The sequence below is a fragment of the Streptomyces sp. DSM 40868 genome (genome assembly GCF_011820545.1).
GTDB classification, from domain to species: Bacteria; Actinomycetota; Actinomycetes; order Streptomycetales; family Streptomycetaceae; genus Streptomyces; species Streptomyces eurythermus.
Window position 1 is genome coordinate 9,030,988 of the sequence record NZ_CP050504.1, and the last position, 13,800, is coordinate 9,044,787.

The 13,800-nt window shown below is 71.2% G+C and carries 10 protein-coding genes and 3 pseudogenes; 7 read left to right on the forward strand and 6 right to left on the reverse strand.

Annotation, left to right across the window (positions count from 1 at the left end; translation table 11 throughout):
- Window positions 1-94 precede the first annotated feature (94 nt).
- Together HB370_RS40575 and HB370_RS40580 are read left to right on the forward strand one after the other, a co-directional pair.
- Window positions 95-448, forward strand: coding sequence for a hypothetical protein (locus tag HB370_RS40575; protein ID WP_167513271.1), 354 nt, complete (start codon window positions 95-97; stop codon window positions 446-448).
- A gap of 125 nt (window positions 449-573) precedes the next feature.
- Window positions 574-1,848, forward strand: a complete 1,275-nt coding sequence (locus tag HB370_RS40580) for a pyroglutamyl peptidase (RefSeq protein WP_167513272.1) — start codon at window positions 574-576, stop codon at window positions 1,846-1,848.
- 907 nt (window positions 1,849-2,755) lie between these two features.
- Here the strand turns inward: HB370_RS40580 and HB370_RS40585 are convergent.
- Window positions 2,756-5,068 carry an FdhF/YdeP family oxidoreductase gene (locus HB370_RS40585; protein ID WP_167513273.1) on the reverse strand — a complete coding sequence of 771 codons (2,313 nt, stop codon included), beginning with the start codon at window positions 5,066-5,068 and terminating at the stop codon, window positions 2,756-2,758.
- Window positions 5,069-5,105: 37 nt separating this feature from the next.
- Window positions 5,106-5,702, reverse strand: coding sequence for an SRPBCC family protein (locus HB370_RS40590; protein ID WP_167513274.1), 597 nt, complete (start codon window positions 5,700-5,702; stop codon window positions 5,106-5,108).
- Window positions 5,703-6,058: 356 nt separating this feature from the next.
- Here HB370_RS40590 and HB370_RS40595 point away from each other — a divergent pair, with 356 nt between their 5' ends.
- Window positions 6,059-6,409 carry a hypothetical protein gene (locus HB370_RS40595; RefSeq protein ID WP_167513275.1) on the forward strand — a complete coding sequence of 117 codons (351 nt, stop codon included), beginning with the start codon at window positions 6,059-6,061 and terminating at the stop codon, window positions 6,407-6,409.
- A gap of 625 nt (window positions 6,410-7,034) precedes the next feature.
- On the opposite strand, the gene HB370_RS40600 is transcribed toward HB370_RS40595, so the two are convergent.
- Window positions 7,035-7,679, reverse strand: a complete 645-nt coding sequence (locus HB370_RS40600; protein WP_167513276.1) for a carbonic anhydrase — start codon at window positions 7,677-7,679, stop codon at window positions 7,035-7,037.
- 194 nt (window positions 7,680-7,873) lie between these two features.
- Here HB370_RS40600 and HB370_RS42355 point away from each other — a divergent pair, with 194 nt between their 5' ends.
- Window positions 7,874-8,056: a hypothetical protein gene (locus tag HB370_RS42355; RefSeq protein WP_244406093.1), complete on the forward strand. Its 183-nt coding sequence runs from the start codon at window positions 7,874-7,876 to the stop codon at window positions 8,054-8,056.
- A 123-nt stretch (window positions 8,057-8,179) separates the two neighbouring features.
- Here the strand turns inward: HB370_RS42355 and HB370_RS42360 are convergent.
- A pseudogene (locus tag HB370_RS42360) lies at window positions 8,180-8,727 on the reverse strand (TauD/TfdA family dioxygenase); the annotation flags it as partial.
- A gap of 319 nt (window positions 8,728-9,046) precedes the next feature.
- On the opposite strand from HB370_RS42360, the gene HB370_RS40610 reads away from it, so the two are divergent.
- Window positions 9,047-10,255 (forward strand): S8 family peptidase, encoded by a 1,209-nt coding sequence (locus HB370_RS40610; RefSeq protein WP_167513277.1) that lies wholly within the window; start codon window positions 9,047-9,049, stop codon window positions 10,253-10,255.
- Between the two features lie 491 nt (window positions 10,256-10,746).
- Here the strand turns inward: HB370_RS40610 and HB370_RS40615 are convergent.
- Window positions 10,747-10,953 (reverse strand): annotated as a pseudogene (locus HB370_RS40615) (LuxR C-terminal-related transcriptional regulator); the annotation flags it as partial.
- A gap of 130 nt (window positions 10,954-11,083) precedes the next feature.
- A pseudogene (locus HB370_RS42365) lies at window positions 11,084-11,176 on the reverse strand (DNA-binding response regulator); the annotation flags it as partial.
- A 533-nt stretch (window positions 11,177-11,709) separates the two neighbouring features.
- Between HB370_RS42365 and HB370_RS40625 the strand changes: the two are divergent.
- Together HB370_RS40625 and HB370_RS40630 are read left to right on the forward strand one after the other, a co-directional pair.
- Window positions 11,710-12,720 carry a hypothetical protein gene (locus HB370_RS40625; RefSeq protein ID WP_167513278.1) on the forward strand — a complete coding sequence of 337 codons (1,011 nt, stop codon included), beginning with the start codon at window positions 11,710-11,712 and terminating at the stop codon, window positions 12,718-12,720.
- Between the two features lie 23 nt (window positions 12,721-12,743).
- Window positions 12,744-13,784 (forward strand): ACP S-malonyltransferase, encoded by a 1,041-nt coding sequence (locus tag HB370_RS40630; RefSeq protein WP_167513279.1) that lies wholly within the window; start codon window positions 12,744-12,746, stop codon window positions 13,782-13,784.
- Window positions 13,785-13,800: the final 16 nt, after the last annotated feature.

Consider the following 13,800-nt stretch of genomic DNA (forward strand, 5'->3'; position numbering starts at 1 on the left):
GGGGGACAGGTGTGGAGGAGGGTGTCAGATCCTTCGTGAAGGACGGCGAGGAATGAGCCTCCATTCCGATCACCGTCGGGGAGGCTCGTTGGGCATGAGTACGGTAGACCTGGCCCCGGCAGGGCTGAAGCGGGTTGCCGCACGGGACGTCAGCCCGCGCGAGACCAGGTATCTTGCGCAGGTTGATATTGATTCCGTGGCGCTGGAAGAGTGTTGGGGTGGCCCGGAGACCATCCGCGACGACTTCGCCGAGTGGTTCGCCTTCGCTTTCTCCCCGGCGGACGGGGAAGCGTTCATTTTGTTGCGGGAGGCGGAGAATCCTCCTGCGCCCGGGTTCATCCTCAGCGTGACCGGCGGGCTCTTCTCTCCGAGGGCTGCCGACCTGATCGTCCGGGCCTTGGCCGTCGCTGGTGCGCGGGTTACTCACTTGAACTCCGAGGCCGGCTGATAGGCGCCCGGGCGGCCCGGTACGGGTTTTCGAACTGTTGCGTGAGTGGAGTTGTCGTCCCTTCTACCGCCCATGCCCGCGCAGTGGTTGTGTTCTGTCCCATGAAACGCAATGGGAAAGCATGGATGTCGCTGAGCGCCGCGCTTCTGGTGTGCGCGGCCGCCCCGTACCCGGCCCTCGCGGCCCCCTCCGCCGCCTCTTCGGCCACGGCCGAGGAGCGGCGGCTCGCCGGTCCCGTGCCGGGGGAGATCCTGCGGGAGAGCGGGTTCGCCGACGTGATCACCGGTTTCGGCCGTGATCTGGCCACCGCCCGTACGCCCGCGCAGGCCGAGCGGGTGGTGGTACGTGACGGGCGGCGGCTGTGGCAACGGGCCGTGGACCGGGTGCAGGGGAGGGGCCCGGCCGGTGGTGCGCTGAGCCGGGACGACGACCGGCCGCTGTACTGGGCCCGGCTGGGCATGACGCGGACACTCCGGGAGTGGAAGCCTGCCTTCCCTTTGTCCGTGAAGCAGCGCACGGACCTCATCGCCGCGGTCGAGCGGACCTCACGCGGACAGGACTCCATCGACCTGCCGCCGGGGCGCGGCATGAAGCGCGTACTGATCACCGGCTTCGACCCGTTCCAACTGGACGACGACGCACGGCGCTCCAACCCCTCCGGCGCGGCGGCCCTCGCCCTCGACGGCACGACCGTCCGGACCCCCGGCGGGCTCGCGCGCGTGGAGGCGGTCGTCTTTCCCGTGCGCTGGGCGGACTTCGCGGACGGCACGGTCGAACGGACGCTCCTGCCGTACTTCCGGCCGGGGCCGCGGCGCGTGGACCTCTTCACCACCATCAGCCAGGGCCGGCCGGGCCGCTTCGACGTCGAGCGCACCAACGGCGCCTGGCGCGGCGGCCATCCGGACAACGCGGACGTCTCCCGCACGGAGACCGTACCCGTGCCGCCGGGCATTCCCACCGTCCACCCGCAGCCGCAGTGGACGTCGACGACCCTGCCGTACGCGGCGCTCACGACGGCCCGGACCGGCCCGTACCCGGTCCACGACAACACCGCCGTCACCGAGATCCCGGCAGGCGGCACGGCCCCCGTCGTCCGCCCGAACGGCCCGACCCCCGGCTCCACGGCCCGCCAGGGCGGCGGGGGCGACTACCTCTCCAACGAGATCGCCTACCGCGCGACACTCCTGCGCGATGCGCTGCGGTTGCGGGTGCCGGGTGGGCATCTGCACACGCCTGTGCTCGAGTTCGCGGAGTCCAATGCGGACCCGGTGACGGGGCGGGTGAGTGATCCCGTCTTCGTGCGGAACCGGATGGCGATCGTGGGGCAGGTGCGGGCGCTTGTGGCTGTCGCGGCCGGTGGTACGGCCGCTGCGCCGGGCGCGGGCTCCCGGACCCACTGACCGCCCGGTGTCCTCGAACTCCGGACAGGCTGAATGCGCTGGCCACGGTCCGCGTCATCCAGCCCGTCCGGCGTTCGAGGACGCGCCCGCAGGGCGCTCCCGCCGCAGGCGGCAACGGACCCGAGGTTCGGCGTCTGGGGCAGCGCCACAGTTTCGGGAAGGAGCGGGGTTGGGGAACGGGTCAGCCGCTTCACCTCCCCGTGCCGCACCGGGCAGGTGAGAGGCGCGGATTCCCCTGTCGACGGCGAAGGCCGCGCGTGACGTGCGTGCACATGGACCATGACGTCGCGCAGCGGCCGCAGGGAGATGACCGGGAGCCGTACTGGAAGGAGCCGCCGGGGCCGCGACTGCTCCTGAACCGCTGGTCGATCACCACGACGACGGTGCGCGATTCGAGCAGGGGGCCATGAAGTTGCCGACGCACTGCACAGCGCAGTACCGGTCTACCGGCCGAGCGAAGCTTGGAGTGCCTTCGCTGAAACGACGCGATGCATTCCGGGTCACGGGATCACGAACGAGGGACCCCAATCGTGCCGACCGTTGAGGCCCAACTTCCGCACTCTGCACCGCCGGACCGAGCGGTGTTCGCTCTCGCCCTGGATGAACAGCCGATGGCCTTCGCCGGCCCGCACGGCCGATCGCTGGACTGATTCCAGAGAACCCCTAGGTATCGACGCACTCGGGCCTAGGAAATGACACGCCCTTGAGACTGCAGCTGAGTGACACGCTCTGAGACAGCGAGCGGAGTCCCAGGTCACGGCATCGGCGCCTGACAGCGAAGCCGGGAACCTACATGGGCCGTCCTCTTCGATCCCCGGGACGAGTTCACGGGCAGGGGCATTCGGCAACGCGGCCGCGCGTCGCGACGCTCGCGTCCTCTCCCGGACGCGGCACTTCCCGGAGCCGGTCAGACGGGTGCCGGCCGGGACCGGTCGCCCGTGGGTTCCAGGCGGACGACGATGCCCTTCGACGTGGGCTGGTTGCTCATGTCGGCGACGCTGTCGAGCGGGACCAGGACGTTCGTCTCCGGGTAGTAGGCGGCGGCCGAACCCTTGGCCGCCGGGTAGGACACGACCGTGAAGTTCTCCGCCCGGCGCTCGGTGCCGTCCTCCCAGACGCTCACCAGGTCCACCCGGTCGCCCTGGGCGAGGCCGAGTTCGGACAGGTCGGCCGGGTTGACCAGGACGACGTGGCGGCTGCCGTGGATGCCGCGGTAGCGGTCGTTGTCGGTGTACGGGACGGTGTTCCACTGGTCGTGCGAGCGCAGGGTCTGCAGCAGCAGGTGCCCTTGGGGGGCCACGGGGACCACCCGCTCGTTGCAGGTGAACCGGGCCTTGCCGGTCTCGGTCCTGAACACGCCCTCGTTGACCGGGTTGGGCAGCTGGAAGCCTCCCGGACGGGTCACCCGGGCGTTGAAGTCGTGGAAGCCCGGCACGATCCGGGAGATGCTGTCGCGGATGGTGTTGTAGTCGCCCTCGAACCTGGCCCAGGGGATGTTCCCCACGCCGTCGACGGTCAGCCGGGCGAGCCGGCACAGGATGGCGACCTCGCTCAGCAGCCTGCGCGAGGCCGGTTCGAGCCGCCCTTGGGAGGTGTGCACCTCGCTCATGGAGTTCTCGACGGTGACGAACTGCTCGCCGTCGGCCTGGACGTCACGCTCGGTGCGTCCCAGCGTCGGCAGGATCAGGGCGGTGTCGCCGCAGACGGTGTGCGAGCGGTTGAGCTTGGTGGAGATGTGGGCGGTCAGCCGGCACGAACGCATCGCCTTCTCGGTGACCTCGCTGTCGGGCGCCGCGCGCACGAAGTTCCCGGCCAGGGCGAGGAACACCTTGATGCGGCCCTCCAGCATCGCCTTGATCGAGTTCACCGAGTCCAGGCCGTGCGGGCGCGGCGGGTCGAAGCCGAACTCCTTTTGCAGCGCGTCCAGGAAGGTGTCCGGCATCTGCTCCCAGATGCCCATGGTGCGGTCGCCCTGGACGTTGCTGTGGCCGCGCACCGGGCAGGCGCCCGTGCCCGCGCGCCCCAGGTTGCCGCGCAGCATCAGGAAGTTGACGATCTCCCGGATGGTGGGCACGCCGTGCTTGTGCTGGGTGATGCCCATCGCCCAGCACACGATGACGCGTTCGCTGCGCAGGACCTCGTCGCGGACCTTCTCGATCTCCTGACGGGTCAGTCCCGTCGCCGCGTGTACGTCGTCCCAGTCGGTGGTGCGGGCGTGCCGGGCGAAGTCCTCGAAACCGGAGGTGTGGGCGTTGATGAAGTCGTGGTCCAGGACGGTGCCGGGACGCGCGTCCTCCGCCTCCAGCAGCAGCCGGTTCAGTGCCTGGAACAGGGCGAGGTCCCCGCCCGGTTTGATGTGCAGGAAGCGGTCGGCGATCTGGGTGCCCCGCCCCACGACCCCGCGCGGCTTCTGCGGGTTCTTGAAGCGCCGCAGCCCCGCCTCCGGCAACGGGTTGACCGCCACGATGCGGCCGCCGTTGCGCTTGGCCTCCTCCAGGGCCGAGAGCTGCCGCGGGTGGTTGCTGCCCGGGTTCTGCCCCACCAGGAAGATCAGGTCCGCGTGGTGGAGATCGTCGAGACTCACGGTGCCCTTGCCGACGCCGAGCGTCTCGTTCAGGGCGAAGCCGCTGGACTCGTGGCACATGTTGCTGCAGTCGGGCAGGTTGTTGGTGCCCAGGGCCCGGGCGAAGAGCTGGAAGACGAAGGCGGCTTCGTTGCTGGCCCGGCCGGAGGTGTAGAAGACCGCCTCGTCCGGCGAGTCCAGCCCTTTGAGTTCCTGCGCGAGGACGCCCAGGGCGTCGTTCCAGCCGATGGGCTCGTAGTGGTCCGATCCGGGTCGTTTGATCATCGGCTCGGTCAGCCGGCCCTGCTGGTTGAGCCACATGTCGGAACGGGCGGCCAGATCGGACACGCTGTGCTCGCGGAAGAAGTCGGCGGTGACCCGGCGCGTCGTGGCCTCGTCGTTGATGTGCTTGGCGCCGTTCTCGCAGTACTCGTTGCGATGGCGCCGGCCCGGGGCGGGGTCGGCCCACGCGCAGCCGGGGCAGTCGATCCCGCCCACCTGGTTCATGGTGAGCAGGTCGACCCCGGCCTTGCGCGGGGAGGTCTGCTCCAGGGAGTACTCCAGTGCGTGCACGACGGCGGGAACCCCGGCCGCCCACTTCTTCGGCGGTGTCACGGACAGGGAGGTCTCCGGCTCCTGACCGGGCGGGTTCTGCATCGCTTGGCCTTTCTCTTGCCGTGTGCGGGTGGGCGGGTCAGCCGACGGGCCACTGGGCGACACGGCTCCTGGGCGGTTCCGGGGTGTCGTGCTGGACGCGGCCGTTGCGGATGGTGCCGCGCCAGGCGCCGCCCTCCTGGCCGAGCCCCTCGATGAAGTGCTTGAAGTCGACCAGTTCGGCGCGCACCAACCGGGCGGTCAGCCCCGTGACCCCGGGGGAGCGGGTGAGGACCTTCCCGGCCCCGTGCGGCCGCAGGAACATCCGGACCGTGATCACGGTGCCGTCGGACCCCGTGGGCCTGAACTCGACCTCACCCTCGTGGGTGGGGTGCTGTTCCAGGCCACGCCAGGCCAGGTAGGCGTCGGGGTCCTGCTCCACGATCTCGACCGCGAAACGGTGACGCAGCAGGCCGTAGCCGATGGTCCACGCGGTGACGGTGGGCCTGACCTGCTCGACGTCGCGCACCACGGCCGAGAAGCGCGGGAACGTCTTGAACTGCGTCCACTGGTTGTAGGCCGTGCGGACCGGCACCGCGACCTCGACCGTCTCCTCGACGTGCCACTCACGCAACGGACGGCGGCGTGTGACGCCGTCGCCGTCGGTGCGCCCGTCGTCCTCTTCGTGCGCCATCATGGTCCTTACTTCTGGTGAGAAAGCCGGGCGTCCGGGTACCCGTCCTTCCCTCATCGGTCAGGGCACCCCTTCCGGTTCCCCGATCCCGGGTTTCGAGTCACCCGACCGCACCGGCGTCCCTGGGCGCGGACCCGACCGCGAGAAGAGCGCCGGGCCCCAGGCACCGCAAGGAACGCCGCTCAGGGGCTTCTCCCGTTACCTGGCGGACACCTCCAGCTTCACCCCTGGACACGGCCACCCGCCACTCACCGCGCCCCGCAGCGCCGCTCCGCCGTCGCCGCGGTGCCCCGCTGACCGAGGGATGTGCCCCGGCGGCGTCGGCGTTCCTGGGAGAGCTCTCGGCTTCGCTCGGCGCCGTGTCGGCCGTGTCCGGGACGCGCCGCCTGCGCGGCCGTATCCGGTCGGCCGCGTACAGTTTCTCGCCACTGCGTCCGGGCGCGCGGCCGACCGCGGTCAAGGCCCACCGGGGCAGCTGCGCGCGGCCCGTCGCCGTGACGGCCTACACCAGGATGGCGGAGGTCTCCTGCGCGAGCCGGCCCGCGCACTGCACGGGTCCGGACCCCGGCCGACGTGGTACGGGGCATCACACCGACGATCGGATCGCCGCCGCACAGGACGCCGACCTGCTGCTGCACCTGACCGAGTGGCCCGCGTACCGGCACATCGGCCCCGGTCGCCTCGCCTCCCGCGTCGCGAACCGAAAGTGATCGACGCACGCGGCACCCTCACCGCCGACGACTGGCGTGGCGCCGGGCGGACCTACCGGGTCCTCGGGCGGCCCTGACGGCCCAGGGCAGGCACCGTGGCGGCGGCCCGGGCAGACCCGGGCCGCCGCCGGCGCCGCTGTCCCAGGGGGACTGCTCATCTTCGTCCGCGACCTCGACGAGCTGCGCATCCTCGGTCGCACCGCACCCAACGGCACCCGCGTCGTCGTCCTGCCCGAGCAAGAGCCCCGTACCCAGTGAGGAGGCTGCCGGCGGGACGAGTGTGGGTGGCCCGGTGCCTTCTCGGCTCCGCGCCGCCGGGCCGTCCGCCGGCCGGACAGCCCTCCACCACACCGCACGCCACCCGCGCACCCGCGTCGAGGGTCGCCTGACGCAGGTTCTGGCCGCCCGGCCCGTGCCAGCGGTCGACAAGCCGCTGGACCACACGGTCGCCGTGACAGTGCGCGTTGGGATCGTCCTCGGCCTTCTTGTCGTGGTCCTGCCGGAAGTAGTTGCCCGGTCACCGTCGGCGCCCGAGGCCGTTTCAGGTCCTGACCCACGCGACAGACCGCGGCCCAGCCCGGGCGCGGCGCGGGCCGGGCTCGCGGTCGATCGGGGTGTGTGGGGGTCAGGACGCGGTGGGAACCGGGACATCGAGGCCGCGGGCGGCGACGAGCTGGGCGCTGCCGTCGGCCAGGCGGTAGGAAAGACCCACCACGCCGAGGCGGCCGTCAGCCACTCGCTCGGCCAGGATGCGGGAGCGTTCCAGCAGCAGGTCCACGGTGTGCTCGATGTGCTCGGCCAGGATCTCCTCAGCGCTCTCGCGGCCGGCGGCGCGGGCTGCCAGCACGCTCGGGGTCACCCGTTCGACGACGTCCCGGACGAAGCCGCCCGGCGTCTGCCCGTTCTCCAGAGCCGAGCAGGCCGCGGCGACGGCACCGCACGAGTCGTGACCGAGCACGACGACCAGCGGCGCGTTGAGAACTGCCGCGCCGAACTCGATCGAGCCGAGCACCTCCGTACCGGCGACGTGGCCGGCGGTGCGCACCACGAACAGGTCGCCCAGGCCGCGGTCGAAGATGATCTCGGCGGCCAGCCGGGAGTCGGAGCACCCGAACAGCACGGCGAACGGGTTCTGGGACGGTGCGGTCTCGGTGCGGCGGACAGCGTCCTGGTTCGGGTGCTCGGGCGTGCCGGCGACGAAGCGCTGGTTGCCGGCCATGAGCAGTTCGAAGGCGTCGCGGGGCGTCGGCGTCTGAATCTTCTCGGTCATAGCGGCAGACTACGAGGCCCTACCAGCGGTCGCACCGCCGGGTCTCGTTGGCCGGCTTCCGGCGGGGGCGTGAGCAGCTCCTGCTGTCGGCGCCCGCGGGCCGCACCGTCGGCCTCGATCAGCGGTCGTCGTTCATGGTGCCGGGCTCGGCCAGGCGCTCCGCCGCGTGCTCCAGCCCGACCTTGTGGGAGCCCTTGACCAGGACGATGTCCCGGGGCTGGAGCGTCTCGCGGGCCGGGCTGAGGGCGTGGTCGCGAGAGGCGGTCGCGGGCGGCCACGACCTTCAGCTGCGGGTCGTCCTGCTGGGCGGCGTCGGCCATCGTCTGGGCGTCGTCGCCGCCGACCGCGATCAGCATGTGGATCCCGGCGGTTGCTGAGAGACGGCCGACCTGGCGGTGTTCCTCGCCGCCGTCCTCGCCGAGTTCCTGCATCTCGCCCAGGACGGCGATGGTCCGGCGTCCGTCCGCCATGCACTGAAGGACTGTGAAAGCCGCCTTCATCGCATGCGACGCACCCGACGCGACGCCGAACGCCGGGTCCGGCACCGACTCGGGGGACAGCGGCACGGAGCACCGGCCGCCGACGTCCACCGGGACGTCACCGTCGATGGTGACCCGGCGCGGATTGCGTTGGCGGTTGTCGGAGTCGTCCACCCCGTAGTGCTGCGTCGCCCGGTTGTCCCGGATGGCGACGTCGCCGGCCTGGCACTGCCGGCGGACGGTGTTCTCGGGCCGCTCGGTGTGGGACTGAAAGCTGGAGCAGGGCACGCGAGTCCGGTGCGGTCAGCCCCTTGATGCGGTGGACGAAGCCGCCGAGCGGCAGGACCCGCTCCCCGGTCTCCGGGGGGATGCGCACGACGGGGTGCTCCGTGAGGAACTTCGTCGAGGTGAACACCTCGCGGAACCGGGTCAACCGCTCGGGCAGCGCGTCGGGGCGCAGCGCGGCGCAGTCGTAGTCGTCGGAGTGCACGGAAGCGCGGCTCGTCGGCGAGGCGGCGCAGCGGCGGAGGTAGTCGGGCGTACGCGGTCGGTGACGTACCGGCCCGGACCGCCGGGCCCCGACTCCCCGGAAACAGTGGCCACCGTGCTTCGCGACGCGGCGTCCTCGTTCGAGTGAGCAGGGCGGGAACCAGGAAGAGCGTGCTCAACCCCTCCCTGCAACGCACCCCTCGTTGTGTCGTGCGCATGGCAAGTATGTTGACGTTTCGTCAACTGCCTTGGATATAGCGCCCGTTGTCGGCGACTCTTGATCGCAGCCCGAGCGGGATGCCACGCCCCCGCCTCGGCAGGGGTGCGCGATCACGCGCACCCGCCCCCACAGACGCGCGCCCCACCCGTGCGCGCCGCCAAGAGGAGGAATCCCTCGTAATGGCACAACTACGGAGCAAGAGAATACGGTTCGCCGCGATCGCCGCGATCGCGGCGACCACCTTGGCCGGCGGACTCGCCGCCGTCCCCGCCCAGGCCGCTCCCGCCGTGGGCAAGGTGATCGGTGCCGGCTCGCCCACAGCGGTCCGGGACAGTTACATCGTGACGCTCCGGAAGGACGCCGGATTCAAGGCCTCCTCGATCACGGGCAGGAAACTGGTCAAGGAGTACGGCGGCAGCGTGACCCGGACGTTCGGCAGCGCGCTGAACGGCTACGCCGCCACCCTCTCCGCGGCGGAGGCCGAGCGCCTGGCCGCCGACCCGGCGGTGGCCACCGTCGAGCAGAACCAGCGGGTCGGCGTCACCGACACCACGCAGTCCAACGCGCCGTGGGGCCTCGACCGCATCGACCAGACCTCCCTGCCCCTGTCCGGCACCTACACCTACCCGGACAGCGCCGGCAGCGGTGTGACCGCCTACGTCATCGACACCGGCGTACGCATCACGCACCAGCAGATCAGCGGCCGCGCCTCCTACGGTTACGACGCCGTCGACGGCGACACCAACGCAGCGGACGGCAACGGCCACGGAACCCATGTGGCCACCACCATCGCCGGTTCCACCTACGGCGTGGCCAAGAAAGCGAAGATCGTCGCCGTGCGGGTACTGGACAACAACGGATCCGGGACCACCGCCGGAGTCATCGCCGGCATCGACTGGGTGACCCGGAACCACTCAGGCCCCTCCGTCGCCAACCTGTCCCTCGGCGGCGGTGCCTCCGCCACGCTGGACGCGGCCGTGCGCACCTCCATCGCGAGCGGCGTGACGTACGCGGTGGCCGCCGGCAACAGCAACACCAACGCCTCCTCGTCCTCCCCGGCCCGGGTCACCGAGGCCATCACCGTCGGCGCGACGACCAGCACCGACGCTCGGGCGAGCTACTCCAACTACGGCTCCGTGCTGGACATCTTCGCCCCGGGATCCTCCATCACGGCCGGCTGGAACACCGGCGACACCGCGACCAACACGATCTCCGGCACCTCCATGGCGACCCCGCACGTCGCCGGAGCCGCCGCGGTCTACCTGGCCGGCCACGCCTCCGCCACACCGGCCCAGGTCGCCACGGCCCTGGTGAACGGGGCGACGACGGGCAAGGTCACCGGCGCCGGCTCGGGCTCGCCCAACCGCCTGCTGAAGCTCGTACCGTAACCCCCCTTCGCCCGCGGTCCGACCATCGTGAGCACCGTGCCTCGGAGGCCGTCCCGCCTCCGAGGCACGGCGTGACGAGGCGCGGATCAAGAGCGGGGAAGGCACTGTTGCGGACGAACCGGGCGCGGCGGACGGCGACGGCTGCGACATGAGTCCTTCCCCGAAAGAGCGTCAGTTCCATTTCATGAGACGCCCGGTGACGACTTCCAGGCCTTGCGTGTCGACCCGGATCCACCGCCCTTCGATGAAGGCGCTCAACAGGTCGCCGAGGGGATCGTCGACGGCGGCGGGGACCGGCGGCAGTGCGGCGGAGACGGGTTCGCGTGCCGCTGCATCGACCCGCTGTAGGTGAGCGCCTCGGCGTCGTACACACCGGAGAAGCCGGTCGCGGTGGCCCCGGGGTGGATGAGGAGGTAGCGGACGCCGGTGGCGGCGCCGTACCGCCCGGCGAACGAGACGCCCGGCAGGGCCGCCTCCAGTAGTACCTCGCCGCCCGTCTCGTAGGCGATGACCACCGCCTGGGCGCGGTCGCGCAGGCCGAGTTTGGCGAAGATACCGGCCACGTGGGACTTGACCGTGGCCTCGCCGAGGGTCGGTTCGGTGGCGATTTCCGTGTTGGACAGACCCCGGCCCGTCAGAGTGAGCACCTCCCGCTCGCGCGGGGTGAGCGCGGTCAGATCGGCGGGGACGGCCGTAGCCGTCCGGCCGGCCTCGGCCGCGTACCGCTTGTCGTGCGCTGAGCCGGCGGCTTCCCGCTCAAGGACTGGGCTCTGGACATCCGCGGCGACTTGCCACCGACGACCCGGCAGCCCGGGCACCCACAGCCGCCCGATCCACCAGACGCCGGGTGATCTGCGGGGCCAGCAGGGCGTCACCGGTGCCGACGAGCCGTACGGCCGCCGCCAGGTGCTCCGGGGCGACGAACGCCGAACGCAAACAGCGCCGCTCCACCACCTCTGACCGTTCTTCGTGCCGACAGGTACTTCGGTCAACTGGACCTCCTGATATGGAATCTGACCTTCAGTCATTGAATCGGTGGGGCGGAGGTGGAGCGGAGTTCCAACGGACGGTAAATCGTATGACTTTTATTGACCGGTGCTCACGGCGCTGACAGTATGAGGCGCACCAGGCGAACACCTGAGCGGTTGCCTGTGTCGCTGACGAAGAAGCCATCGACGGGTCCCATGTGACCCATCCACCCTTGCCGCCGCGCGCCTCGCCTGATCGCCCAATGGCGGGAAATCCATGGCGTGTGCCGCGTCAACAGTCCGCACATCGATGTGCGTGACCTCGCTGAATCCGTTGACACCCGCCCCGGCGTCGCCGTCCCGGCGCGGACGGCCCGTACCCTTCGGAACGCGGCACCCCTCAAGAGGTGTGCGGCTCTCCCCGGTCCGGGCCTCCGCGACAGAGGCTCCGCCGAACGGAGGTTCACGCTTTTGTCCGTCGACCAGATGATCAAGTTATCGGGCCTGGATCTGATCCGCACCCGGGATCCGAACAACCACCTGCACTGCCGCAAGACCCAACTGCTCGCCTACGTCGGCGGCCGCACCCGTTGGTCCGACCTGCTGATGTACGGAGCGCTGGGCTCCACCTCCGCCATCCACCGCCACTGCTACCTGCGGGGCGAGGACCGCTGGGCCTTCGACACCCCGTACGTGACCGACGACGACCTGCGCCTGCTCGGCTTCGAAGTGCTCTCGGCCGGGGCCGTCGACCTCGCCCGCTTCGAGTCCGGTGTGACCGGGTTCCTCGCCGCCGGACAGCCGGTCTTCTTCTACGCGCCCCGGCACCACTTCCCGTACTGGGTGGAGTTCATGCGCCGGGCCGGCACCCTCCCCGAGGAGTACCACCTGCCGCACTCGTTCCTGCTGTGCGGAGTGAGCGGCACCGACGTCCTTCTGGTCGACAACGTCTCCGACGACCATGAGTACGCCCCGCTGACCGTGAGCTGGGACGTCCTGCGCGCCGGCTACGCCCGCGAGCCCGAACGCTGGTTCACCGGCTGCGCCACCGTACGCAAGATCTCCGGACCGGACCACGAGGGGTTCGAGGCCGCCTACCGCGCCTTCCTCGGCCGGTTCCGCGACGGCTTCGAACTCTACGACGTCGTCGGCGACAACCTTGTCGTGGAGCGCGCCTCGGTGACCGCCGCGTACCGCGCGCCCGGCGTCAACAGCATGGCCCTGCTGGCCGGTTCACGCACCCTGTTCCACCGCTTCCTGGCCCACACCACGCACGGGGAGCAGGTCCGGTCCGCCTACGCGCGCATCGCGCAGCTGGCCACCGTGCTGTCGGACCGGGTCACTGCCTTCCAGTCCGGGCTGCCCGCGCTGCCGGCGGACCGGATCCGGCGCGGGCTCAAGGGCCTGCGGCAGCTCGAACAGAGGGCGGCCCGGAGCCTGGTCGCCGAGGCGGACGCCCTCCCGCAGCTCCTGCCGACGCCTTCCAGCGGCCGGTAGCACCTCCTCACGGGGAAAGGCACATGCGAGACCTCTACCTGTTCAGCGGCATGGCGGGGATGCAAGGACCGCCGCTCGCCGCGTTACGGGCGCTGTACGCGCGCCCCGAGAACGCCCGGTACTTCACCACCGCTGTCGAGGCGGTGGCCGGCGTGCTCGACCACGTCGGCGCGGACGCCTACCGCGGGGAACTGCCCGGCGGTATCCCGCTGACCGCCTGGCTCCGCGGCGCGTCACCCGACGCCGCCGCGCTGGACCACTCCATCGTCGACGGGTTGTGTGCCCACCTCTACCAACTGTGCCTGCTACAGCCCGCGATCGGCGGCCGCGACGACGACCGGCCCGCGCCGGTGGCCGCCATCGGCCACAGTCTGGGCCTGATCGGCGCGGTGGTCGCCGGGCTGCGGATCACCAGCCGCCGGCAGTACACGGAACTCTGCCACGGCATGATCACCATGACAGCGCTGACCCTGATCCGCTGTCACCAAAAGGCACCGCCGCGGAGCGGCGAGGCCACCCCGATGGCAGCGGTGACGGGCCTGAAGGCCGAGGAACTGCGCGACCTCGCGGCTCACTCCCCGGTGCACGTCGCCCTCGCCAACTCCGGCCGCTCGCACGTGCTGGCCGGAGAACCGGCCGACCTCGCCGGCTTCCGGGCACGGCACGCACGGCGGTTCGCCGACACCGGGGTCCGCTGGGCCTATCTGCGCAGCACCGCGCCGTTCCACACCCCGCTGCTGAACGCGGCGGTGCGTGCGGCGCTGGAGGACCGGCACCTGATGACGTCCACGCTGACCGGAGACCGGCTGGCCCTGCCGGTCTACGTCGCCGACGCGCCGGTCAACCTCCAGCACCGCGGCGACCTGCTGCCGGACCTCCTCGCCCACGCGGTGTGCCGGCCACTGGACTGGCCCGGCACGGTCCACGCGGCGATCGACGGCTGCCGGCCCGACCGGATCGTCGACTTCGGCCCGGGCCCCTCGGCCCGGGTGTTCACCCGGGAGAGCCTGCGCGGCAGCCACAACGGGCTGCGCTACCGCAGCATCCCCGCACCAGCGGCCTGATTGAGGAGCGTCCACG

Excerpts from the sequence above, each read along its gene's own strand:
- HB370_RS40575 (WP_167513271.1), top strand. The coding sequence starts at position 95 with ATGAGTACGGTAGACCTGGCCCCGGCAGGGCTGAAGCGGGTTGCCGCA.
- HB370_RS40580 (WP_167513272.1), top strand. The coding sequence starts at position 574 with ATGTCGCTGAGCGCCGCGCTTCTGGTGTGCGCGGCCGCCCCGTACCCG.
- HB370_RS40585 (WP_167513273.1), bottom strand. The coding sequence starts at position 5,068 with ATGCAGAACCCGCCCGGTCAGGAGCCGGAGACCTCCCTGTCCGTGACA.
- HB370_RS40590 (WP_167513274.1), bottom strand. The coding sequence starts at position 5,702 with ATGATGGCGCACGAAGAGGACGACGGGCGCACCGACGGCGACGGCGTC.
- HB370_RS40600 (WP_167513276.1), bottom strand. The coding sequence starts at position 7,679 with ATGACCGAGAAGATTCAGACGCCGACGCCCCGCGACGCCTTCGAACTG.
- HB370_RS40610 (WP_167513277.1), top strand. The coding sequence starts at position 9,047 with ATGGCACAACTACGGAGCAAGAGAATACGGTTCGCCGCGATCGCCGCG.
- HB370_RS40625 (WP_167513278.1), top strand. The coding sequence starts at position 11,710 with ATGATCAAGTTATCGGGCCTGGATCTGATCCGCACCCGGGATCCGAAC.
- HB370_RS40630 (WP_167513279.1), top strand. The coding sequence starts at position 12,744 with ATGCGAGACCTCTACCTGTTCAGCGGCATGGCGGGGATGCAAGGACCG.